Source organism: Tardiphaga sp. 768_D3_N2_1 (genome assembly GCF_052076105.1).
Classification (GTDB): Bacteria; Pseudomonadota; Alphaproteobacteria; order Rhizobiales; family Xanthobacteraceae; genus Tardiphaga.
On record NZ_CP197245.1, the window covers coordinates 5,170,672 to 5,191,991 of the forward strand.

Annotated in this window: 20 protein-coding genes and 1 pseudogene; 8 read left to right on the forward strand and 13 right to left on the reverse strand. The window is 61.4% G+C overall.

The window, feature by feature from the left end; all coding sequences use genetic code 11:
• Nucleotides 1–16: 16 nt before the first annotated feature.
• The 8 genes from AB8A27_RS24255 to AB8A27_RS24290 form a co-directional block, all read right to left on the reverse strand.
• The gene (locus tag AB8A27_RS24255; RefSeq protein WP_441244109.1) at nucleotides 17–817 is read right to left on the reverse strand and encodes a DUF2189 domain-containing protein; all 801 of its coding nucleotides are present in this window, start codon (nucleotides 815–817) and stop codon (nucleotides 17–19) included.
• A gap of 16 nt (nucleotides 818–833) precedes the next feature.
• Nucleotides 834–1,046 (reverse strand): hypothetical protein, encoded by a 213-nt coding sequence (locus AB8A27_RS24260; protein ID WP_441244110.1) that lies wholly within the window; start codon nucleotides 1,044–1,046, stop codon nucleotides 834–836.
• Nucleotides 1,043–1,924, reverse strand: coding sequence for a cytochrome-c oxidase, cbb3-type subunit III (ccoP, locus tag AB8A27_RS24265; RefSeq protein ID WP_441244111.1), 882 nt, complete (start codon nucleotides 1,922–1,924; stop codon nucleotides 1,043–1,045). The genes AB8A27_RS24260 and ccoP overlap by 4 nt, the downstream gene beginning before the upstream one ends.
• Nucleotides 1,915–2,100 (reverse strand): cbb3-type cytochrome oxidase subunit 3, encoded by a 186-nt coding sequence (locus AB8A27_RS24270; protein WP_349509566.1) that lies wholly within the window; start codon nucleotides 2,098–2,100, stop codon nucleotides 1,915–1,917. Before AB8A27_RS24270 ends, ccoP begins: the two co-directional genes overlap by 10 nt.
• 2 nt (nucleotides 2,101–2,102) lie before the next feature.
• Complete coding sequence (ccoO, locus tag AB8A27_RS24275) at nucleotides 2,103–2,843, reverse strand: cytochrome-c oxidase, cbb3-type subunit II (protein WP_441244112.1); 741 nt, start codon at nucleotides 2,841–2,843, stop codon at nucleotides 2,103–2,105.
• Nucleotides 2,844–2,845: 2 nt separating this feature from the next.
• The gene (gene ccoN, locus AB8A27_RS24280) at nucleotides 2,846–4,504 is read right to left on the reverse strand and encodes a cytochrome-c oxidase, cbb3-type subunit I (RefSeq protein ID WP_441244113.1); all 1,659 of its coding nucleotides are present in this window, start codon (nucleotides 4,502–4,504) and stop codon (nucleotides 2,846–2,848) included.
• Nucleotides 4,505–4,736: 232 nt separating this feature from the next.
• A complete protein-coding gene (locus AB8A27_RS24285; protein ID WP_441244114.1) occupies nucleotides 4,737–5,111 on the reverse strand; it encodes a nuclear transport factor 2 family protein in 375 nt (124 codons plus the stop codon).
• A 93-nt stretch (nucleotides 5,112–5,204) separates the two neighbouring features.
• Nucleotides 5,205–6,164: a tripartite tricarboxylate transporter substrate-binding protein gene (locus tag AB8A27_RS24290; RefSeq protein ID WP_441244115.1), complete on the reverse strand. Its 960-nt coding sequence runs from the start codon at nucleotides 6,162–6,164 to the stop codon at nucleotides 5,205–5,207.
• Nucleotides 6,165–6,285: 121 nt separating this feature from the next.
• Between AB8A27_RS24290 and AB8A27_RS24295 the strand changes: the two genes are divergently transcribed.
• Nucleotides 6,286–6,756, forward strand: a complete 471-nt coding sequence (locus AB8A27_RS24295) for a DUF2867 domain-containing protein (protein ID WP_441244116.1) — start codon at nucleotides 6,286–6,288, stop codon at nucleotides 6,754–6,756.
• 49 nt (nucleotides 6,757–6,805) lie between these two features.
• Complete coding sequence (locus AB8A27_RS24300) at nucleotides 6,806–7,300, forward strand: hypothetical protein (RefSeq protein ID WP_441244117.1); 495 nt, start codon at nucleotides 6,806–6,808, stop codon at nucleotides 7,298–7,300.
• Here the strand turns inward: AB8A27_RS24300 and AB8A27_RS24305 are convergent.
• Nucleotides 7,284–8,426 (reverse strand): FUSC family protein, encoded by a 1,143-nt coding sequence (locus AB8A27_RS24305; RefSeq protein WP_441244118.1) that lies wholly within the window; start codon nucleotides 8,424–8,426, stop codon nucleotides 7,284–7,286. The two genes, AB8A27_RS24300 and AB8A27_RS24305, sit on opposite strands and share 17 nt — an antisense overlap.
• A 129-nt stretch (nucleotides 8,427–8,555) precedes the next feature.
• On the opposite strand from AB8A27_RS24305, the gene AB8A27_RS24310 reads away from it, so the two are divergent.
• Nucleotides 8,556–9,920, forward strand: a complete 1,365-nt coding sequence (locus AB8A27_RS24310; protein WP_441244119.1) for an MmgE/PrpD family protein — start codon at nucleotides 8,556–8,558, stop codon at nucleotides 9,918–9,920.
• Between the two features lie 6 nt (nucleotides 9,921–9,926).
• Here the strand turns inward: AB8A27_RS24310 and AB8A27_RS24315 are convergent, their stop codons facing one another.
• Nucleotides 9,927–10,214, reverse strand: a complete 288-nt coding sequence (locus AB8A27_RS24315; protein ID WP_441245004.1) for a DUF1330 domain-containing protein — start codon at nucleotides 10,212–10,214, stop codon at nucleotides 9,927–9,929.
• Between the two features lie 96 nt (nucleotides 10,215–10,310).
• Nucleotides 10,311–10,607 (reverse strand): annotated as a pseudogene (locus AB8A27_RS24320) (DUF1127 domain-containing protein); the annotation flags it as partial.
• 52 nt (nucleotides 10,608–10,659) lie between these two features.
• On the opposite strand from AB8A27_RS24320, the gene AB8A27_RS24325 reads away from it, so the two are divergent.
• From AB8A27_RS24325 to AB8A27_RS24345, 5 genes are all read left to right on the forward strand, one after another.
• On the forward strand, nucleotides 10,660–11,580 hold the full coding sequence (locus AB8A27_RS24325; RefSeq protein ID WP_441244120.1) for a LysR substrate-binding domain-containing protein: 921 nt from the start codon (nucleotides 10,660–10,662) through the stop codon (nucleotides 11,578–11,580).
• 122 nt (nucleotides 11,581–11,702) lie between these two features.
• Entirely contained in the window at nucleotides 11,703–12,248 is a 546-nt protein-coding gene (locus tag AB8A27_RS24330) for a 3-keto-disaccharide hydrolase (protein WP_441245005.1), read from the forward strand.
• A gap of 104 nt (nucleotides 12,249–12,352) precedes the next feature.
• Nucleotides 12,353–13,270 (forward strand): pirin family protein, encoded by a 918-nt coding sequence (locus AB8A27_RS24335; RefSeq protein ID WP_441244121.1) that lies wholly within the window; start codon nucleotides 12,353–12,355, stop codon nucleotides 13,268–13,270.
• A 66-nt stretch (nucleotides 13,271–13,336) separates the two neighbouring features.
• Entirely contained in the window at nucleotides 13,337–14,254 is a 918-nt protein-coding gene (locus tag AB8A27_RS24340) for a phosphoribosylaminoimidazolesuccinocarboxamide synthase (protein ID WP_441244122.1), read from the forward strand.
• A gap of 250 nt (nucleotides 14,255–14,504) precedes the next feature.
• Nucleotides 14,505–16,697 carry an SLC26A/SulP transporter family protein gene (locus AB8A27_RS24345; protein WP_441244123.1) on the forward strand — a complete coding sequence of 731 codons (2,193 nt, stop codon included), beginning with the start codon at nucleotides 14,505–14,507 and terminating at the stop codon, nucleotides 16,695–16,697.
• A 42-nt stretch (nucleotides 16,698–16,739) separates the two neighbouring features.
• On the opposite strand, the gene AB8A27_RS24350 is transcribed toward AB8A27_RS24345, so the two are convergent.
• Nucleotides 16,740–19,907, reverse strand: coding sequence for an efflux RND transporter permease subunit (locus tag AB8A27_RS24350; protein WP_441244124.1), 3,168 nt, complete (start codon nucleotides 19,905–19,907; stop codon nucleotides 16,740–16,742).
• An 8-nt stretch (nucleotides 19,908–19,915) separates the two neighbouring features.
• The gene (locus AB8A27_RS24355) at nucleotides 19,916–21,064 is read right to left on the reverse strand and encodes an efflux RND transporter periplasmic adaptor subunit (RefSeq protein WP_441245006.1); all 1,149 of its coding nucleotides are present in this window, start codon (nucleotides 21,062–21,064) and stop codon (nucleotides 19,916–19,918) included.
• Nucleotides 21,065–21,320: the final 256 nt, after the last annotated feature.

The following is a 21,320-nucleotide window of genomic DNA, read 5'->3' on the forward strand; positions in this document are numbered from 1 at the left end:
TTTTCCGGATCATGCTTTAGCTAGTCACCTCAACACCTGGCTTCATCGCCACATAGGCGTGCCATGTCCCGTGACCAAGCACGGGAAACACAACGATCATACCGAGCAGACCGGTCATGACATTGATCAAGAACAAAGCCAGGGCGATTCCCGCCCAGGTCAGCATGACCGGCAGATTGGCCCAGACCATCCCCATGCTCGTGCCCATGGCGGTGAGCGCATCGACACGTTCGTTGAGCAGCATGGGAATGGCGAACACGCTGATCGCAAAGGAGAATGCCGCAAAGATGCCGCCGACCGCGGTGCCAGCGATCAGCATCGCCCAGCCGACGGGTGTAGTGAACAGCATGGCCGCAACACCATCGAGGCCGGGAAACGGGTTCATGCCAAAAAATAGCGCGTAGATGATCACCGCGGCGCGGATCCAGACCAGCATCAGCGAGCACAACAAGAGGCCCGCAAACAGCACCTGCCCGCCTGACTTCGGCCGGACGAGAATCATCTGCAGTAGCGACACCCGCTCATTGGCGGCGATCCGGCGACTCTTCTCATAGAGCCCGATGGCGAGCACCGGGCCGACCACCATGAAGCCGGCAAAGGCCGGAAACAGGATGTAGTCCCAGCCGAAGGCGAACAGCCCGCCGACCAGCACGACCGAGATAACAAAAACCAACGCGCCATATGCGAGGCTGACAGATGGCCAAATCGTCAGATCGCGCCAGCCGGCTTTGAGCCAGTCAAAAGCGACGGATGGCGCGACATGGCGATTCCACGACGCTGAGGGTGGCAACGGAGGGGCAACGGCTGGAAGATCCATCTTCAACCTCGCAATCTCAATGACGCGGTGTGCATGACGAGGATGCCGCACTGAATTTGCCGACTTCCGCGGCACTGGCGCCGCGCCTGACGTGATCGATGCAATCGGGCTGCGACGAGAACGCCACATAGACCAGATGAACATTGGCCATCAGCACCAGCAGCAGACCGGCAGCAACCGCCATCCAGATCCAGACCTTCGCGTTGACGTGCTTCGCTGCTGCACTCATGGTCCGGCAGCCCTGAGGTTGACGAGATAGAGCGCGAGAATCTTGCGATCGAGCGCCGACAACCGCGAATCCCAGCTCGGCATATGGCCTTGCCGGCCACCCCAGACAGTGGTGAAGACCGACTGGGCGTCACCGCCATAGATCGAGAAATTGTCGCGCAGGTTCGGCGCACCGAGTTCGATATTGCCGGTCGCGTTCTCGCCATGGCAGGCGACGCAGTTGTCGGTGAACACCGCCTTGCCGCTGGCGAGCTTCGCAGGCGCGATCGCCTTGGCCACTGCGGGATTCGACAGGCTGCGGACATAGTCGACGACATCATCGATCTGCTCGCGCTTCAGCATCCCGTCACGGCCGAAGGCCGGCATCTGCGAGGTCCGCGTATCCTTGTGCGGTGAATTGATGCCGACGCGGATCGTCTCGGCGATCGCATCAGGTGTGCCGCCCCATAGGAAGGCCTGAGACACCAATGTTGGAAAGCCGCTGCCGCCCTCGGCGGTGCGGCCATGACAGGCCGCGCAATTATCGCCGAACAACGTCGCGCCGGTCTGCCGCACGATCGTCATCAACCGCTTGTCAGCCTGGATCGCCTCAAAGCTTTCGGTTTCGATCAGTTTGCTCCACCTGGCGCGCTCCACGGTCGCGTCCTTGAGCTGCTCCGCAACGATATTGCGCTGGTCGATTCCGAGCAGGCCCTTGGTGTAGGTCACGCCCAGCGGCCAGGCCGGCATCAGGATCCAGTAAACGACCGAATAGAGAAAGGTCGCCCAGAGGAAGAAGTAAACCACACGCGGCACCGGCGTGTTCAGTTCCTTGATGCCGTTCCACTCGTGGCCGGTGGTGAGATAACCGGAGACGGGATCGCGTTCCTCTACTGCCATCGCTTCGCCTCGTATGGCTTGTCCTCAACAGAGGGGTCGAGGATCGACTGCGCTGCAGAGTCGAACGACGTCTTGTTCTTCGGCCAGTAGGCATAGACCACCACGCCAATCGACATGGCGATCAGGTAGAACAGCCCGAAGGACTTCGCGAACCAGACGGTGGTCTCATGCTCCATCGTCACTCTCCCGCTGCAGCCGTTTTGGCCTTGTGAGCCGCATCAGTCAGCTTGCCCAATATCTGCAAGTAAGCGACCAGCGCATCCATCTCCGTCGGCTCGCCAGCTTGACCGTCAAAGGCGCGCACATTGGTTGCCTCGCCATAGCGCTTGGTGACGCCTTCGGCGAAGGGTGTATCCGGTGAAGTCTGGCCATAGGCATCGTTGGATGCATTGGCGATCATCTCGTCCGTATAAGGCACGCCGACCTTGCGAAGCGCGGCAAGATGCAGGCCGAGATCGTCGATCCGCGCCTTGGCGCGCGTGAGATAGGCATAAGGCGGCATCACGGATTCCGGCACCACATCGCGTGGATTGATCAGATGCTTGACGTGCCATTCGTCGGAATACTTGCCACCGAGGCGCGCGATATCCGGTCCGGTACGCTTCGAGCCCCACAGCATCGGGTGGTCGTATTTGGATTCGACCGCGAGAGAATATGGCCCGTAACGCTCGACCTCGTCGCGCAATGTGCGGATCATCTGCGAATGGCAGGCGTAGCAGCCCTCGCGGATGTAGATGTTTCGGCCCGCAACCTCGAGCGGCGTATAGACGCGCATGTCCGGTGCGTCTTCCACCGTCTGATGGATCGTGAACAGCGGCACGATTTCGATGAGACCGCCGATGCTGGCGGCGATGATGATGCCGATGGCGAGACTCATCGTCTTGCGTTCGAGCTTGTAATGCAGACCGAGGAAACCCATCACTATTCTCCCGGCTGCAGCGCAGGCACGCCCGCGGGTTGTGCCACCGGAAGATCCGCCGCACGCTCGTCGACCGGCTGACCGGCGGTACGGATCGTCATCCAGATATTGTAGGAACCGACGACAGCACCAGCCAGGAACAGGAGGCCGCCGATCGCACGCGCGACATAGTAGGGCTTCATCGCAACCACGGTTTCGATGAAGGAGTAAGACAGCGTGCCACTGTCGTTATAGGTGCGCCACATCAAGCCCTGGATGATACCTGAATTCCACATCGCGAAGACGTATGTGAAGAGGCCAGCGACAGCGAGCCAGAAGTGCCATTCGACGAGCGCCGGCGAGTACATCCGCTCACGCTTCCACAGCCACGGCACCGACGCATAGATCGAGCCGAAGGTGATCATGGCCACCCAGCCGAGCGCGCCGGCATGGACATGACCGACGGTCCAGTCGGTGTAATGCGATAGCGAATTCACCGAGCGAATCGCCATGAACGATCCCTCGAACGTGGTGAGGCCGTAGAACACCGCGGCCACCATCATGAAGCGCAGCGTCGCATCGTCGCGCACCTTGTACCAGGCGCCGTTCAGCGTCAGCAGCGCATTGCCGGCCGACGCCCAGGATGGGACCAGCAGCATCACCGAAAAGGTCATGCCGAGGGTCTGCACCCATTGCGGCAGAGCCGTATAATGCAGATGATGCGAGCCCGCCCACATATACATGAAGGTGATGCCCCAGAACGAGATGATGGACATCCGGTAGGAATAGATCGGCCGACCCGCGCGCACCGGCAGATAATAATACATCATGCCGAGGAAGCCGGCAGTGAGGAAGAAGGCGACGGCGTTGTGGCCGTACCACCATTGGGTCATCGCATCCTGCACGCCGGAAAAGGCCGAATAGCTCTTGGCGTGACCGAACGAGACTGGCATCGCCAGATTATTGAAGGTGTGCAGGATCGCCACCACCAGGATGAAGGCCATGTAGTACCAGTTGGCGACGTAGATATGCGGCTCCTTCCGCCGCGCCAGCGTCCGCAGATAGATGATGAAATAGACGACCCAGACGATCACCAGCAGGAGATCGACATACCATTCCGGCTCGGCATATTCCTTCGACTGGGTGACGCCCATCAGATAGCCGGTAGCAGCGAGCACGCAGAACAGATTGTAGCCGAGCAGCACGAACCACGGGCTGACCTGATCCGGCAGCCGCGCACGCGAGGTGCGCTGAAGCACATAGAGCGACGTGCCGATCAGCGCATTACCGCCAAAGCCGAAGATCACCGCGCTGGTATGCGCGGGCCGGATGCGGCCGAAGCTCGACCAGCCTGCATCGAACGTTAGATTGGGAAACACCAGCTGCCAGGCGACCCAGTCGCCGATGAACATGCCGATCACAGCCCAGATCATCGCCAGGATGATCGCGACCTTGGTGGGGTCGTCGTAATACAGTGCCAGCCGGGCCTCGTCGGGCTCCGGCTCGTAATAGACATAAATGACACCGAAGATGCCGGCGATCCCGGCCAGCATGACAATCGCGCCATGGACGCCCAGCGGATCCTGGCGGCCGGCGATAGCCATCGCGAGACCGCAAATCGTGAGGGCCAGCAGGATGATCAACGCGAGATGCCGTTCTGATTTGGTCAATTGCGCGATCATCCGGATATCCCCTGCTCGTCTCGCACCGGCTCGTCAGGCAGGACGCACAGCGCCTGATCTGCACAGCTTCCCACGCCATCACGACTAGCTCACTGCGCCGCCGCCCCAATTGACTTAGGTCAAGTCCGCGAACGGATTCCAACCGGAATCAGTCGCAATTTTTGATACTTATAATCAAAGCAACACAACCGAACCTGGCCTGTTTCCTCTGCAGGAGCAGGCAGGGCGCCTGTTAGTCCTTCACGTCGTAACGATAGGATTTCGAGACGATCTGCCAGCCATCGGCGAGCTTCATCGCGATGAGGTAATCGGTGAAGTAACGCGGCGGCAGCTGGCAGCGCACCTTGATGAAAGCCGTCTTGTCGTCGGAGCGATCGATCGTGACGATGAAATCCTCGCGCGCCTTGCCCTCGACCTTGCCCGAATTGCGCTTGCGGACCATGGCCATCCAGTCCGGCATGGCCAACACTTTCAGCTCGCCATTCTCGACCCAGCGCAGATCTGCACTCGGATGAAAGATCGCGCCAAGCTTATCGGCATCAGCCTCGTAGAGGCCGTCGAAATAATGCTGGATGACCGCTTCAACGGTCGAACGATCGTAAGCCAACGCATTCCCCCACCGGTAGCCGAACTGGAACCCTTATAACATCAAAGCGATGACGGCCATACTATACCGTTGCATAGGTCATCCAACTTTGGATCACTTGCTGTCAGCAAGCATCTTTCGAAACCGCTCGATCTCCTGCGGCACAAAGGCCGCGAGATAGGCCGGCGCCATTTCGGCATCCGCGGCGGGCATCGAGCCGAGATCGTCGAGCCGCTTCTGATAATCGGGACTGGCGACGGCCGAGCGCATCGCGGCGTTCAGTTTCTCAATGATCCGCGCGGGTGTGCCCTTCGGCGCGAACAGCGCATACCAGCCGGATATTTCAAATTGCGGCAATCCGGCCTCGCTCGCAGTCGGGACGTCAGGCAAATGCGGAAGTCGCGTTCGGGCTGCCAGCGCAATGGCGCGAATAAGACCGCTCTGAATCGCCGGGGTCACCGACGCAGAGGAGTCGCAGATGCCATCGATCTGCCCGCCAATCAGATCATTCAGAGCCGGACCGCCACCACGATAGCCAACCAGCGTGACATCGATGCCCGCAGCCTGAACGAACGCCTTGCAGAACAGATAGTTCTGCGACCCCACACCAGAGTGACCGATATTGAGACGGCCGGGGTTCTGCTTCGCATGGGCGATGAATTGCGCGAGATTCTCCGCCGGGAAATTGCGCCGGATGGCGACCATGGCCGAACTCTTGTTGAACATGCCAATGCTGGCGAAATCCGACGGCGCGAATTTCACATCAGGCGTGAACAGATAGACCGCGGTATTGGTGCCGCTATTGCCCTGCACGATGGTGTAGCCGTCAGGTGGCGCCTGCGCGATACGGGCCAGCGCCACAGCGCCACCCGCACCGCCGATATTTTCGATCACAATGGGCTGACCGAGATGCCGGCTCATCTGTTCGGCAATCAGCCGCGCATTGACGTCGGAACTGCCGCCTGCGGCAAATGGCACGACGAGTGTAATGGGGCGCGTGGGATAGTCCTGCGCGGACACGGAGAGGGGCGCGAGCAGCGCCAGACAGAGCGGAGCAAGCCTGAACCAAGCCATTCCAAGTCCTCCCTGATTTTTTCGTCATCTTAGGGAGCATCCAGCGCCGGACGCAAAGACATGTTATGCTGCAGAGCGGCGTAACCGCCGCGCGCCGCGCCTGATATTTACGGAGGTCCTGATGACCGTCTCGATGGTTCACCCGACAATCGATACCAACAGCCTTTTGAGCGGTGCACAATTCGCCGACGCGTTCAGCATCTCCATCGCGACGAACCTCACTGCCCGTGAGGCCGCCGAACGCATGCTCAGCCGCTCCCCGCGCTGGGTGGACGCCTTGATGCGGCTGCGGGATCTGATCGTCGCGCCATTCGGACTGAAGACCGCACATTCTGCGCGCCAAGCCGATATCGACAAAGTCGGCTTCTTCCCGGTGCTCAGCCAGACGCCACAGCGTCTGGTCGCAGGCTTCAACGACAACCATCTCGATTTCCGCGTCGTGATCGATGTCGCAGCAGAGGGCGCCGGCCAGCGCGTCACGGCAACCACCGTGGTGTTGATGCACAATTGGCTCGGACGCATCTATCTGGCGGTCATCAAGCCGTTTCACCGGATGGTGGTCCGTTCCATGCTGCAGCAGGTAACCCGCTGAATTTATCAACCAAAGCGGGAACTGGTGCCACCGCCACCCGTTAATCCGCATGACATCCGAGATCGACCCGCAGAATGACGAGCTGAAGGTGACGCTGGCACGCGCGTTCGACGCTGCATGGCAGCCTTTTGTCGCGCATGAAGGTGAAGCGGCCGATACAGCCGAGAACCGCCGCCGTCTTGCGGCACGCATTGTCGCTGTTGCGAGATCCGGGCAAACCGACGAAGACGCACTCGGCGAGGCCGGACTGATTTACCTGCGGGTGCTCGCCGAAGCCACGCGGCTGTCGGCCCGCATTCGCGATGTGGCGTCGCCCGATCTCGCGCCGCAGGCCGACGACCCGCGAAACCAGACGTTCGGCCCGGCGACGGTGGCTGCGATGTCGACGGCGCTGGATCTCTGCCTCGACGAATTGCCACTGCGGATTTCGTCGGATGCCGTTCAGCTGCTCTCAAGCAGCATCCTTGATGAAGCGTCGCGCGGCGAGCGCGACCCGGAAAAGCTTCAACTCCACGCTCTGGCGACGCTCAGGTCACGTCAATAGGCTCCTTGACCGGATCCGGGTCCGCAGCCGCCCATTCTGCGACACAGCGTTCGAGATCCTTCAGATTCTGCCGCATCTGCTCCAGCGAAAAGCCGATGGCAAAGAAGCGTTCGGCGACATCGCCAGGCAATCCGCGCGTCAGACCTTCCTGACGAAGCGCCGCGACCTCTCCCGCATAGGCCTGTAGTGCCGTCTGCACCGGCCAGATCGCCGGCGCGCCGGTGCCGCTGCGCAGCGCCACGGCCATCGAATGCAGAAACGTCGCCATGGCATCGCTCACGCGCGACAGCGGGCCCGCAAGACGAACCTGAAGCGCGGATGGCAAGGGCACCACGGTCGAGCGGCCGATCATCACCAGGTCATGCCGCAGCCGCAGCGTCGTACGCAGCAACGGACCTGTATCGGGGCCGCGGGACAGATGCGCCGCACGCTCGCGCTCGGCTTCGGCTCCAATCGCCTGCAGACTTGTAAGAGCATGACCGATGCCATCCTGCAGTCGGTGCAGCGCCTCATTGTCGCGCCCGCGCGTCAGCGAAGCCAGCAACTCCGTGAGCGCCGTCGCGATCAGATCGAGCGCCTCTGCCGAACTGGCCCGGACCTGGCTATGCGCCCGCGACGGCAGCACGAGGAACGACACTAGTAGACCCGTAATAGCGCCCACCGTGACTTCAAGCACGCGGTCGACCGCAGATTCCAGCGGCGTATTGTGATTCATCATTGGCAGCAGCAGCACGATGATCGCCGTCACGGTCGCGACATTGAGGCTTGGATTGATCGCCGCGATGAAGGCCAGCGGCGCCACCGCCAGCACCAGAACGGCAAGCAGCGCGCCTTCATTGGAATGCGGGATCAGGATCGCAACCGCGCCGCCATAAATGGCGCCGCCGATCGTACCGACCAGATAATCGCGCGTCGCCTTCAGCGAGCGCCCAACGCTCATTTGCGTGACGATGATGGCTGTCAGCACAGCCCACAGCGGCAGTTTCAGCCCAACGGTCAGGGCCACGATCAGCGCAGCAAGCGCCGCTGTGGTCACCCGGACGCCGAGGCCGAGTTCGACCTTCCGCTCCCCGAAGAAGGCAATCACCCGTTTCAGGAAGCCGAGAATTCGCTTCGATGCGGACATGTCCAAATTGATCCCTGAAACGAACTTTGGCGAACCGGTTTCGGCATGGCTGATCCACGCGTCGTCCTGCCGGCTTGAAACGCCGATTTGGTCCGCTTAAGGCTATTTCAATAAGAGTGAGGAAACACAATGGCCAATGAGACTGCAACGCTTGCCGCCTATGTCGCAAACCTGAAATTCGACGACATACCGCGGGACGTGCTGGAACGCGCCAAGGTCCTCACCCTCGATTATCTCGGCAGCACGATCCGTGCCCGCAGCGAGGCCGAATCCACCCCCTCCTTGCTCAAGATGCTGGAAACCCTGTCGCTGGACGGCAAGGGCGATTCCACCGTGTTTGGTGACAGCAAAACCTGGACGCCGGCCGTCGCCGCCCTGCTCAACGGCGCGCTTGGCCACTCGCTCGATTTCGACGACACCCATGCCGATTCCTCGCTGCATCCCAGCGCTCCCGTGGTGCCCGCCGCCTTCGCCGTCGGCGAAATGGTCGGCGCCTCCGGCAAGCAGGTGCTGACCGCTATCGTCGCCGGCTATGAGGTCTGCTGCCGGCTCGGCAACGCGCTCGACCCGACCTCGCATTATGCCAAGGGTTTCCACCCCACTGCGACGGCCGGCACCTATGGCGCCGCGGCGGCCGCCGGCAAATTGTTCGGCCTCTCGAAGGATCAGCTCATCTCGGCCTTCGGCGTGTCGGGCAGCCAGGCGGCAGGCTCGCTGCAATTCCTCGTCAACGGCGCCTGGAACAAGCGCTATCAGGTCGGCGCCGCCGCCATGAACGGTGTGATCGCCGCGACTTTGGCGCGCAACGAATTCATCGGCGCGACAGAATCCGTCGAGGGCAAGCACGGCCTGCTGGTCGGCTATAGCGACGACGCGCATCCGGAGAAGGCTGTCGCCGATCTCGGCTCGGTCTATGAGACCATGAAGATCGGCATCAAGCCCTATCCGAGCTGCCGCTATACCCACGCTGCCATCGACGCCCTGGTCGCGATGCGCCGTGAGCACAATCTCACGCCCGACCAGGTCAAGCGCGTCGAGATCGGCCTGCATCGCAACGGCATTACCCTGACCGGCGACGCCGCCACCAAGCGCCACCCGACCTCCATCGTCGGCGGCCAGTTTTCGATGTTCTTCACCGGCGCGCTGGCACTCGATCAGGGCTCGTTCGGCTGGGACGACTACAAGCGCCTCGGCGACAAGACCATCGACGCGCTGGCCGATCGTTTCGACGTGGTTCAGGACGAACGCCTCGAAGGCAAGCGCCATCCGTTCGGCGCCCGCGTCAGCATCCACACCGAAGACGGCATGCATGAACGCATCTATGCCGATCCGTCGGGCGAGCCGACTTCGTTCCCGGATGCTGCGGCCATGCAGCAGAAGTTCCTGCAGCTCGCACGCCCCGTACTGAACAATCGCGCCGAGAAATTCGCCGACGCCATTCTCTCGCTCGAGAATTTCGACCGCGTTGCGACCGCCACCGCGCTGGGACGATAAAAGGCATTAGACGCCATCGATAATGATGAAGTCGGCCTCAGCGTATTTCTGGCGAATGGCTTTCGCAGTTTCGTATTCCGGACTGCGGTAGCAGGCTGTTGCTGTCGCGTGGTCGGCAAATTCCACCACCACATTACGATCCCGGGCGGCGCCTTCCATGGTTTCGAAAGCGCCGCCGCGCACGATGAACCGTGCGCCGAACTTGTCGAACGCCGGCTTGGCCGCTGCGAGATATTCCGGGTAACGAGTCTCGTCGCGCACCGACACGCGGACAATCCAGTAGGCTTTCGACATCATGGCTCTCCAGTTTTGCTGTGATCGTTGTGGCGCGCCCTGCGTCGCATCGACCGCGTCGCGGCGGGTCACCGCATCAATGCCGGCGCGGGTCACGCCGATATCGCGCAATTCGTAGTCGCTCATGGCGCGCAGTTCATTGCGCGCCTGTTGCCGCTCGCGCGGGCGGCGCCAGCCGCGGCACAGCGCTGCGACAGCGGCGATCGCGACCAAACGCAACATCCGGCCGCGCTCGGCACGGGCGCGCTGGACGATGCATTGCTTCAGCGCGGTCCATTGCAGCGGCGTCAGGCAGCGGACGTCATGCGCGTGCGGTTTGGGTTCATTGTCGATCATGTCCGCCCCTCTCTGCTTATGCGGTAACGTTGGCCATGGCGGGTTTACCCGGCGCATTTCATCCCATAAAATGAATAATCAAGATCATCTTGATCTCATGGAGAGATGCATGGATCTGTCCGAGTTGCGTATCTTCCGGGCTGTGGTACGCGAAGGCGGCGTGACGCGCGCCGCGGAGCGGTTGCATCGCGTGCAGTCCAACGTGACGACGCGAGTGCGCCAGCTCGAGGACGATCTCGGCACGGCGCTGTTCGTGCGCGAGGGCAAGCGCCTGCATCTGACGCCTGCAGGGCAAACGCTGCTCGGCTATGCCGACCGGCTGCTGGCACTTGCCGACGAGGCCCGAGACGCGGTGCAGGACCCGCGGCCGCGCGGCATCTTCCGCCTCGGCGCCATGGAGAGCACCGCAGCGGTACGGTTGCCCGGACCGCTCAATGAATTTCACCGTCGCTATCCCGATGTGCAGCTCGAAATGCGCATCGGTAATCCAGAGACACTCGCGAAGGGCATCCTCGCCGGCGATCTCGACGCCGCCTTCGTGGCCGAGCCGGTTGCATCGGCGCCGTTCGATCGCATGCATGCGTTCGACGAAGAACCTGTGATCGTGTCATCGCCACGCCATCCGCCGATCGGCCGCACGGACAGCGCACCGCGCTCGGTACTGGTGTTCGAGAACGGCTGCCCGCATCGCAAGCGGCTGGAAGACTGGTATGCAAAGCGCGGCGAGATGCCCGAGCGCACCATCGAACTCGGCTCCTATCACGCCATGCTCGGCTGCGTAGTCGCGGGTATGGGCATCGCGCTGCTGCCGGAAAGCGTGCTATCGACATTCCCGGAGGGCAAGCGGCTCACCGTGCATCGCCTGCCGCGCGGAGAAAATCACGCCGAGACCGTGCTGATCTGGCGCAAGGGCGCGGCTTCGCCGAACGTCCAGGCGCTACACAAAGTGCTGTTGGACACGCGACCGGCTCGCGGCCCTGCAGCCAAGCACAAAGCATCAAGCGTTAGCGCACTGCACAATGTGAAGTAGATTTACAACCCAGTCCTCCCGTGGCTAACGTCACGGCAATAAAAAGCAAACGGGAGGAGACCTTTATGAATCGCATCACCGCGATCACGGCCTGCGTCGCGATCGGCCTTTCTGCGTTTAACATGATCAGATCGGCATCGAGCCAATCGGACGCCTGGGTCACGCTGGTCGACGGCACCAAGATGGGCGACTGGGACAAGGTTGGCGACGCCAACTGGGAGATGAAGGACGGGGCGCTCGCCGCCGACAAGCTGCTCTCCGGCAAGGATCTCGCTTATCTCGTCAGCAAGACACCCTACAAGGATTTCCAGATCAAGGCCGAGTTCTGGACCGATGCCGAAGCCAATAGCGGCATCTTCATCCGCTGCGACAACCCGAAAGTGATCGACGGCAAGACCTGCTACGAGGTCAACATCTTCGACAAGCGGCCCGACCCGTCCTATGGCACCGGCGCCATCGTCGATGTGGCCAAGGTCAATCCGATGCCCAAGGCAGCGGACAAGTGGAACACCTACGAGATCACCGCCAAGGGCCCGAAGCTCACCGTGATCCTGAACGGCGAAAAGACTGTTGACGTCGAGGACACCAAGCACGCCGCTGGCCCGATCGCCCTGCAATACGGCTCCGGTGTGGTGAAATTCCGCAAGGTCCAGATCAAGCCGCTGTAAGCACAGCCATTCCTCAGTCCGGACGGAGTGATCCATCCGGGCTGAGCCCGTTTTACCCGCCCCGCCAAATGCTGCTATGATGGCTCCAACCCCACGGAGCCCTCATGAGCTGGCAACCATCAGAAGATCCGATCCTCGGCGACGCGCAGACCTGCGACGCGCTGGAGCTTGTGATCGTACCGCGTACCCGCGATCTCGGCGACGGCTTCCTCGTCCGCCGCGCCCTGCCCCATGGCAAGCGCCAGATGGTCGGTCCCTTCATCTTCTTCGATCATTTCGGGCCTATGCAGTTCATTTCCGGCAAGGGCATGGATGTGCGACCGCATCCGCATATCGGCCTGGCCACGGTGACCTATCTGTTCGACGGCGCCATCATGCATCGCGACAGCGAGGGTAATATCCGCGAGATCCAGCCGGGCGCCATGAATTTGATGACGGCCGGAAAAGGCATCGCCCATTCCGAACGCACGCCCGACGTGCAGCGCGCGAGCGGGCAGAAGATGCTCGGCCTGCAGAGCTGGATCGCGCTACCCAAGGGCTCCGAAGAGATCGCGCCCTCGTTCCAGCATTATGCCGCCGAGAGCCTGCCAACCATCACCGATACCGGCTTCACCGCGCGCGTGATCGCCGGTAGCGCCTTCGGCAAATCATCGCCAGTGTCGATGGTGTCGCCATGGTTCTATGCCGAAGTCGCCGTCGAGGCCGGCACCAGCGTGCCGCTCGATCCCGACCATGAAGAGCGTGCGGTCTATATCGTCGATGGCGAGATCGAGATCGCCGGCGATCGCCATGAAGCACCGCAACTGCTGATCTTCCGGCCCGGCGACGCGATCACCATCAAGGCGACACGCAATACCCGCATGATGTTCCTCGGCGGCGATGCGCTGGAAGGTCCGCGGCATCTGTGGTGGAATTTCGTATCCTCCAGCAAGGAGCGCATCGAGCAGGCGAAAGAGGACTGGAAGACCGGCCGCTTCGCCCATGTGCCCAACGAACACGAATTCATCCCACTGCCGGAATAGGCTCACTCCTTCATCACGCCGCCACCGGCCAGACGCCGGACGATTCTGCTTTCGAAAGACCCTGACATGACCACGATGGCCACCAGCGATCTCCCACTCCCCAAGATCGGTCGCGGCAAGGTGCGCGATATCTATTCCGTCGGCGACGACCGCGTATTGCTGCTGACAACCGACCGCATCAGCGCCTTCGACGTTGTCATGAACGAAACGATCCCGATGAAGGGCGCGGTGCTCACCCAGATCAGCGCCTGGTGGTTCAACCAGCTCGGCGGCGTGGTGCCCCATCACATGATCTCGGCCGATGCCGACGAGATCATCAGGCAGGTGCCGGCGCTCCAGGGCCATCGCGCCGCGCTGGCCGGACGCGCCATGCTGTGCCGGCGCACCACCGTGTTCCCGATCGAATGCGTGATTCGCGGTTACATTTCGGGGTCGGCCTGGAAGGAATATGCTGCGTCAGGCACGCTGGCCGGCGAGAAGCTGGAAGCGGGGCTGCTCGAAAGCCAGAAATTCGCCGAACCGGTGTTCAGCCCGGCGACCAAGGCCGAAACCGGCCATGACGAGAACATCACCATCGCCCGGATGCGCGAGATCATCGGGGAGGAAGATGCCTTCACGCTCGAGAGCATGACCCGCGCCGTCTATAGCCAGGGCGAGGAGATCGCCCGCGAGGCCGGCATTATCATCGGCGACACCAAGTTCGAATTCGGCAAGGAAGCCGACGGCCGCATCATCCTGATCGACGAGGTGATGACCCCGGACAGCTCCCGTTTCTGGGCCGCCGACGTCTATAAGCCGGGCCAGCCGCAGCCGAGCTTCGACAAGCAGCCACTGCGCGACTATCTCGATATCGAGCGCAAAGCCGGCCGCTGGAACGGCGAAGCCCCGCCGCCGCCGCTGCCCGCCGAGGTGATCGACGCCACCAGCAAGCGTTATCTGGAAGCCTATCGGCGCCTGACCGGGCATGAACTTGTGGTCAGCTGAGCCCGATCCGGAAATCCGGGTGTGAACGACCATACACAGTTGGCGTTCGGCCCAAGGGTCCCGAACCGAACTCCGAGCGTCTGACCGTCCTTCCAGCGGACTGTCATAAAAATAGTCTTGTCCGTACATCTCACCGTCGTCTACCAGAGACGGCGGCGATTGCGCCTGTCGTGCAGCGCTCCTACAGGTTCGCGCGTGACATACTTTTGGCCCGCCTCCAGCATCCTCTCCGCCTTGAAAGTGGCCGCCCATGGCTGACTCCCTTGTCAGCCCAGATGTTTTGCGCGCATGGCGTAATGACGTGTTCGGCGGCCTAATCGCCAGCGTCCTCACCATCAGCTTCGGCCTGTCCTATTCGGTGCTGATCTTCACCGGGCCGCTGGCCTCGCTGCTGCCCTACGGCATCGCCGCGACCTTCATCTCTGCAAGCGTCATCGCCGCCGTGATCGCGCTCGGCAGTTCGTTTCCCTTCGCGGTCGCCGGCCCCGAGAGCTCTACTGCGGCCGTCACCGCCATCCTGGCGGCAGCCCTGGTCGAGCACATCGTCACGGCCGATGCACCGTCTGCCTTGCTCGGCCCGGTACTCATCACCCTGTCCTCGGCCACGATCATCACCGGCATCGTGCTGTGCGGCTTCGGCGTTACCCGCATGGGACGCGCGATCCGCTATGTGCCCTATCCGGTCATCGGCGGCTTTCTCGGAGCCACCGCCAGCCTGATTGTCGCCGGCGCCTTTCAGGTGATCACCGGCCACAAGCTGCAATGGGCGAACCTGGCAAAACTCGCCAATCCCATGACGCTCTACGAATTGCTGGCCGCCGCAGCCGTGGCACTGACCATCTATGCGACCTGGCATCGGTCCCGTAAGCCACTGGGCCTGCCGATGATTCTTCTCGGGAGCGTCATAGCTGCGCATCTCGTCTTCCGGATCTCAGGCGTATCGGTAATCGAGGCCCAGGCAATCGGCTGGACGTTCGCATCGCCGCCGAAAGCCAGCCTGACCTTGCCCTGGGCGTTCTTCAGCGACGGCTACCCATGGCGGGCGCTTCCCGGACTCATCGGCAATTTCATCGCTGTGATCTTCGTGACGGCCGTAAGCACCCTGTTCAATACGACGGGCCTCGAAGTCGCCGCACATCGGGAAGCCGATATCGAACGCGAGCTCAATGCGACCGGGGCGGCCAATATCCTGACCGGTGTACTCGGCGGCTATGCCGGCTGCATTTCGATCAGCCGCTCGCTCCTGAATCGCAACAGCGGTGCTACCGGGCGGCTTTCGGGCCTCACCGTCGCCGCGGCAGCCGCGCTGATGCTCGTCGTCGACCCCGCGCTGCTTGCTTATATGCCACGCTTCGTGCTCGGTGGCCTGCTGCTGTATCTCGGCCTAGAGCAACTTCATCGCTGGATCATCGATTCCCGTAAGCGGCTCTCGCTGCTCGATTACCTGTCGCTGCTGGCGATCATCGTCATTATTCTCACCTGGGGTTTCGTGGCCGGCGTGCTGATCGGCATCGTGATCGGCTGCACCACCTTCGCGCTCAGCGTGTCGCGAGTGTCCTCGATCAAATACGGTTTCGATGGCTCGGAGTATCGCAGTTCGCTTGATCGGTCACTTGAGGACCAGCGCACGCTGGCGGCGCATGGCCTCGAAATACAGGGTCTCAATCTGCAGAGCTATTTGTTCTTCGGCTCGGCCAACCGACTGTATCTGCACGTCAAGGCGCTGCTGCGCCGTCATCCCGAATGCCGCTATCTGGTGTTCGACTTCAAGCTGGTGACCGGTATCGACTCGTCGGCGGCCCACAGCTTCGCCCAGATCAAGCGCATCGCCGAAGGCCACGGCACCACGCTGGTGCTCGCCAATCTTCATCCCTCAGCCAATCGCAATTTACGTGCCAGCCTGTTTATCGACGAGGCCGTCAAGGTCATGGGCGAACTCGATCACGCGCTGGAGTGGTGCGAGAATGAGGTGATCGTCAGGCATCGCGGGCTCGCCGAAGAAGAAGCCAACTTGCGCGACTGGTTCACCAAGATCCTGCGCACGGCCGACGATTCCGAAGAACTGATGCGACGCTGCCAGCGCGTCGAGGTCGGCGCCGGCGAAATCGTCGTTCAGGCCGGCGACGCTGCCGATTCCATGCACTTCATTCTCGACGGCCGGGTCGGCATTATGGTGCCCGCAGGCGATGGCAAGCTGACGCGGGTACGCAGCCTCGGACGCTACACGACGGTGGGTGAAATGGGCCTCGTCGCCTATGCCCCCCGCAGCGCCACCATCCAGGCAGAAATTGCGAGCGTGCTGTATCTGCTGCGTGCCGACGCCTTCGAGGACATCAAGCAGAACCATCCAGCCTTGAGCCAGAAGCTACTGACCTATTTCGTGTCCGTCATGGCAGAGCGGCTGGCCTTTGCCAGCCGGATGATCGCGGTGCTGCGAAGGTAAGAACAGCCTGCACGACGCATCTGAAACGAACGTCACGGCCGGCTACGCGTTGGGGCCGCCGGCACCGGCAGTCGAACTGGCAGGTATCGTTGCCTTGCGGCTGGCGCGCCAGTTCTCCCATCTTTGGACGACGACGAAGAAGGTCGGAACGAACAGGACGGCAAGGCAGGTCGAGGCGAGCATGCCCGAAAATACGGTGATGCCGATCGACTTGCGGGCGTTGGCGCCGGCGCCCGTCGCAAGCACCAGCGGCAGCACGCCGAGAATGAAGGCGAAGGACGTCATCAGGATCGGCCTGAATCGCGCGCGTGCAGCTGCGACCGCCGACTCCAGTAGCGGCTTGCGATCATGCACATGCAGTTCGATCGCCACCTCGACGATCAGGATCGCGTTCTTCGCTGACAACGCGATCAAAAGGATAATGCCTATCTGGGTGTAGAGATTATTCTCGATCCGTAGCGCTGTGAGTACCGCCATCGGGCCGAGCAATGACAGCGGCACGGCCAGGATCACCGAAATCGGCGCGTACCAGCTTTCATACTGCCCCGCGAGCACCAGATAGACGAGCAACAGCGCAAGACCGAATACGTAATAGAGCTGATTGCCGACGATCTTTTCCTGATATGACATCGCCGTCCATTCGAAGCCCGTCCCCGGAGGCAGAGTCTTCGCCGCAATCTGCTCCATCAGCGCCATGGACTGCCCGGAACTGTAGCCCTGTGCCGGCAGGCCGATCACCGCCGCCGTCGGATAGAGATTATAGAGACTGATCAGCGACGGCCCCACGGCAGGCGTAATCTTCGCCACGGTGCCAAGCGGGATCATGTTTCCCTGCTGGTTGCGAACCATCAGGTTCTCGATGTCCCGGGCGGTCAGCCGGAATTTGGCATCCGCCTGTGTATAGACCTGAAAGGTGCGGCCAAACTTGTTGAACTGGTTGACGAAGGACGAGCCCAGATAGGACGACAGGGCCGAGAACACCTGATCCGTCGTCACATGCAGGGTCTGGGTCTTGATACGGTCGATCTCGATATCGAACTGCGGCACCATCGAGCGGAACGGCGAACTGACGCGCTGCAAAGCGCTCTGCGTTTGCGCATTGGCTACGATCGCCCCGGTGATCGCCTGCAGCTTGCTGTAATCGGCATTGCCATCGCGCAGCTCGATCTGCATGGCGAAGCCCGCCGCATTGCCGATGCCCTGAATAGGCGGCGGCGGGATCACCAGAATGCGCGCCTCTGGAATCACCGACAGGCTCTCGTTCAATCCGACGAACAGCGAACGAAGATCCTGCCCCGGTCCGCGCTCGCTCCATTCCTTCAGGATCAGATAGGCGACACCGGCATTGGCCAGACTGGAGCTGCTGTCGAGCGCCGAGATGCCAGCAATAGTAACCACCTGCTCCACCGCTGGCGTCTTCGCGGCCAACTCGCTGACCCGATCGAGTACACGCTGCGTCCGGTCCAGCGCGGCGCCATCGGGCAACTGGACTGCAACCAGCAGATAACCTTGATCCTCGATCGGGATGAAGCCGGTGGGAATCCGGGACAGGCCGTAACCGCCGATCCCGATCAGGATCAATGCCAGGACAACCGAGAGATTGCTGTGCGCGACCATGCGACCGATCAGGCCGGCATAGCCCCGTTCGAGCCGATCGTAGACCTTGTTGAACCCGCGATAGAAGAAATTGCGCTTCTCCGGCGGCACCGGGCGGCGTAGCCACAATGCGCATTGCGTCGGCTTCAGCGTCGCTGCATTGACGGCGCTGAGTAGCGCCGTAGCCGCGATGACCAGTGCAAATTGCGCATACATGCGCCCGGTCAGCCCGGGCAGGAATGCCGCCGGCAGGAATACCGAGATCAGCACAAGCGTGATGCCGATGATCGGAGCGAACAGCTTGTCCATGGCACTGATCGCAGCGTCGTGGCCGGACATGCCCTGCTCGATATTGTAGGCCGCGCCTTCGACAACGACGATGGCATCGTCGACGACAATGCCGATGGCCAGAACGATGGCGAACAAGGTCGACAGATTGATCGTGAAACCGAGCGCCGCCATCGCCGCAAAGGCGCCGATAATCGTCACCGGCACCGTGGTCGCGGGTACCAGCATCGCGCGCCAGTCCTGCAGGAAGATCAGGATGACCACCAGCACAAGCAGACCGGCCTCGATGAGGGTCTTGTAGACCTCGTTGATCGATGCCTGGACGAATTTCGTGGTGTCGAAGGGCGTGTCGTATTTGATGTCGTCGGGAAATTGCGTGGCCAGCGTGGCCATTTTCTTCTCGACAGCCTTTTCCACCTCGAGCGCATTGGCGCCCGGCGACTGGAACACGCCGATGCCGACGGCCGGTTTCTGGTTGAGCGAGAAGATCTGGCTGTAGGTCTGCGCACCCAGTTCGACACGCCCGATGTCACGGACCCGTGTGACATCGCCATTGTCGCCGGTCTTGACGATGATGTCCTCGAATTCACCGGGATCATCCAGCCGCCCGTTGATGTTCAGCGTGTACTGGAAGGCCTGGCCCGCAGGCGTCGGCGGCATGCCGATCTGCCCTGCAGAAACCTGCTGGCTCTGCTGCTGGATGGACTGGATGACATCCTGCGGCATCAGCCCGCGCACCTGCAGCTTGTTCGGATCGAGCCATATCCGCATCGAATACTGGCCGGCGCCGAACACCGTCACATTGCCAACCCCCGACAGACGCGACAGCTCGTCCCGGATGTTAATCGTGGCGTAGTTGCTCAGGAACAGGCTGTCATAGGTCGCCTTTGGCGACGTCAGTGTCACGAACAACAAGATCGCCGTCGACTTCTTCTGAACGGTAACGCCCTGATTCTGCACGGCGGTCGGCAGCGACGACAGCGCGCTCGATACGCGGTTCTGCACCAGCACCTGCGCGAAATTGAGGTCGGTGCCGATCTTGAACGTGACCGTGAGCGAATAGGTGCCGTCGGCGGCGCTGTAGGACTGCATATAGAGCATGTCCTCGACGCCATTGACCTGCTGCTCGATCGGCAGCGCAACCGTGTCGATGATGGTCTTGGCGCTGGCGCCGGGATAGCGCGTCGTCACCTGGACGGTCGGCGGCACCACGTCGGGATATTGTGCGACAGCGAGGCCATAGAGCGAGACGCCACCGATCAGGATCATCAGCAACGCGATGACATTGGACAGGACCGGCCGTTCAATGAAGAACTTCGAAATCATGGCCTGTCCTATTTCGTCGGTGTCGGTGCTTCGATCTTTTTCAGTTGCGGATCGACCTTCTGCCCCGGAATGGCACGCAGCAGGCCAGCGATGACGACGCGATCATCCGGTTTCAGACCGCTTTCGATCACGCGAAGCTCACCTTCCAGCGGGCCGGTCACGACCTTGCGTTGCTCGATGACACTGTCACTATTCACGACCAGCACATAGCGCCCGGCCTGATCGCTGCCGAGCGACACATCCGGCACCAGCAGGGCGTTGTCCTGCTTGTCGATAGGCACGCGAACGCGGACATAGAGGCCCGGCAACAGGATGCGATTCGGATTTGGCAGCACGCCTCGCACCGGAAGCGTTCCGGTCGACTGGTTGAGTGTAGGCGCAATGTAATCGATCTGGCCCTTGTGCGGGAAACCGGTCTCGGTCTGCAATCCGATCTCGATCGGCAACTGCCTGAGATCGCTCACCGTCAGCCCCCGTCGCCGGGCTTCATCCCGAATGCGCAGCACGTCCTGTTCATTGACGTTGAAGTTCACATAAATCGGGTCGAGCTGCACGATCGTCGCAAGCTGTGTCGGCGACGCGACACCAACCAGTTCGCCAACCGACACCAGGTGCGCGCTGACGATGCCGTCAAACGGAGCGATGACATTCGTATAGCCGTAATTGACGGCTGCAATCTTGGTGTTGACTTGCGCCTGTTGCAGATTGGCTTGGGAGTTTTCGCGTGTCGCTGTCGATTGCTCGAGCGTTGACTGAGAGACAACTTGTCGGGACACGAGGTCTGATTGGCGCTTGAAGTCCGTTTCCGCCTGCTTCGCAGATGCCTGCGCACCGGCTTCCGCAGCCTGCGCCTGTTCCAGCTTCAACTGGTATGTCTCAGGCTCGATCGTGAACAGCGTCGTGCCCTGCTTCACGAAGGAGCCGTCCTGATAGTTGATCGACTGCAGAACGCCCTGAACGCGCGCCACGAGATCGACATTCTTGATCGGTGCTGTATTGCCTGTCGCTTCGAGGAAGCGCGTGATACCGCGCTGCACAGGGACCGCGACTTCAACTTTCGGCGGCGGCGGCGGCACGAAAGTGTTTTGCTCGCAGGCACTTAAAAAGAGGCTTGTCAGCACAACGCTGGCAGCGCGTATGGCAGTGACATGCTGCAGCCGCTCAATGCGATCTTTCGGTCCAGATGAACAGGCGCGCACAAATCGCATCTTCCTGCCTCAATCAAATGACTCTCAAAAAAATCCTCGGCCAAAAAAATTCGACGGCCGTCCGGATCAATAGCAACAATCCACTTGTAGTGAAACCGAAACCGTAAAATGATGTCCGACCAAAGTTGTTTTTGCGAATGCCTTTCAGAACTCACACTTCTTGAAGATTTTGCACAGTTGCCCTGATTGATCGGGCCGTAGCAAC

Bases quoted from the DNA above. Each gene is read 5' to 3' on its own strand.
- AB8A27_RS24255 (WP_441244109.1), bottom strand. From the start codon at position 817: ATGGATCTTCCAGCCGTTGCCCCTCCGTTGCCACCCTCAGCGTCGTGG.
- AB8A27_RS24260 (WP_441244110.1), bottom strand. From the start codon at position 1,046: ATGAGTGCAGCAGCGAAGCACGTCAACGCGAAGGTCTGGATCTGGATG.
- ccoP (WP_441244111.1), bottom strand. From the start codon at position 1,924: ATGGCAGTAGAGGAACGCGATCCCGTCTCCGGTTATCTCACCACCGGC.
- AB8A27_RS24270 (WP_349509566.1), bottom strand. From the start codon at position 2,100: ATGGAGCATGAGACCACCGTCTGGTTCGCGAAGTCCTTCGGGCTGTTC.
- ccoO (WP_441244112.1), bottom strand. From the start codon at position 2,843: ATGGGTTTCCTCGGTCTGCATTACAAGCTCGAACGCAAGACGATGAGT.
- ccoN (WP_441244113.1), bottom strand. From the start codon at position 4,504: ATGATCGCGCAATTGACCAAATCAGAACGGCATCTCGCGTTGATCATC.
- AB8A27_RS24290 (WP_441244115.1), bottom strand. From the start codon at position 6,164: ATGGCTTGGTTCAGGCTTGCTCCGCTCTGTCTGGCGCTGCTCGCGCCC.
- AB8A27_RS24295 (WP_441244116.1), top strand. From the start codon at position 6,286: ATGACCGTCTCGATGGTTCACCCGACAATCGATACCAACAGCCTTTTG.
- AB8A27_RS24300 (WP_441244117.1), top strand. From the start codon at position 6,806: ATGACATCCGAGATCGACCCGCAGAATGACGAGCTGAAGGTGACGCTG.
- AB8A27_RS24305 (WP_441244118.1), bottom strand. From the start codon at position 8,426: ATGTCCGCATCGAAGCGAATTCTCGGCTTCCTGAAACGGGTGATTGCC.
- AB8A27_RS24310 (WP_441244119.1), top strand. From the start codon at position 8,556: ATGGCCAATGAGACTGCAACGCTTGCCGCCTATGTCGCAAACCTGAAA.
- AB8A27_RS24315 (WP_441245004.1), bottom strand. From the start codon at position 10,214: ATGTCGAAAGCCTACTGGATTGTCCGCGTGTCGGTGCGCGACGAGACT.
- AB8A27_RS24325 (WP_441244120.1), top strand. From the start codon at position 10,660: ATGGATCTGTCCGAGTTGCGTATCTTCCGGGCTGTGGTACGCGAAGGC.
- AB8A27_RS24330 (WP_441245005.1), top strand. From the start codon at position 11,703: ATGATCAGATCGGCATCGAGCCAATCGGACGCCTGGGTCACGCTGGTC.
- AB8A27_RS24335 (WP_441244121.1), top strand. From the start codon at position 12,353: ATGAGCTGGCAACCATCAGAAGATCCGATCCTCGGCGACGCGCAGACC.
- AB8A27_RS24340 (WP_441244122.1), top strand. From the start codon at position 13,337: ATGACCACGATGGCCACCAGCGATCTCCCACTCCCCAAGATCGGTCGC.
- AB8A27_RS24345 (WP_441244123.1), top strand. From the start codon at position 14,505: ATGGCTGACTCCCTTGTCAGCCCAGATGTTTTGCGCGCATGGCGTAAT.
- AB8A27_RS24350 (WP_441244124.1), bottom strand. From the start codon at position 19,907: ATGATTTCGAAGTTCTTCATTGAACGGCCGGTCCTGTCCAATGTCATC.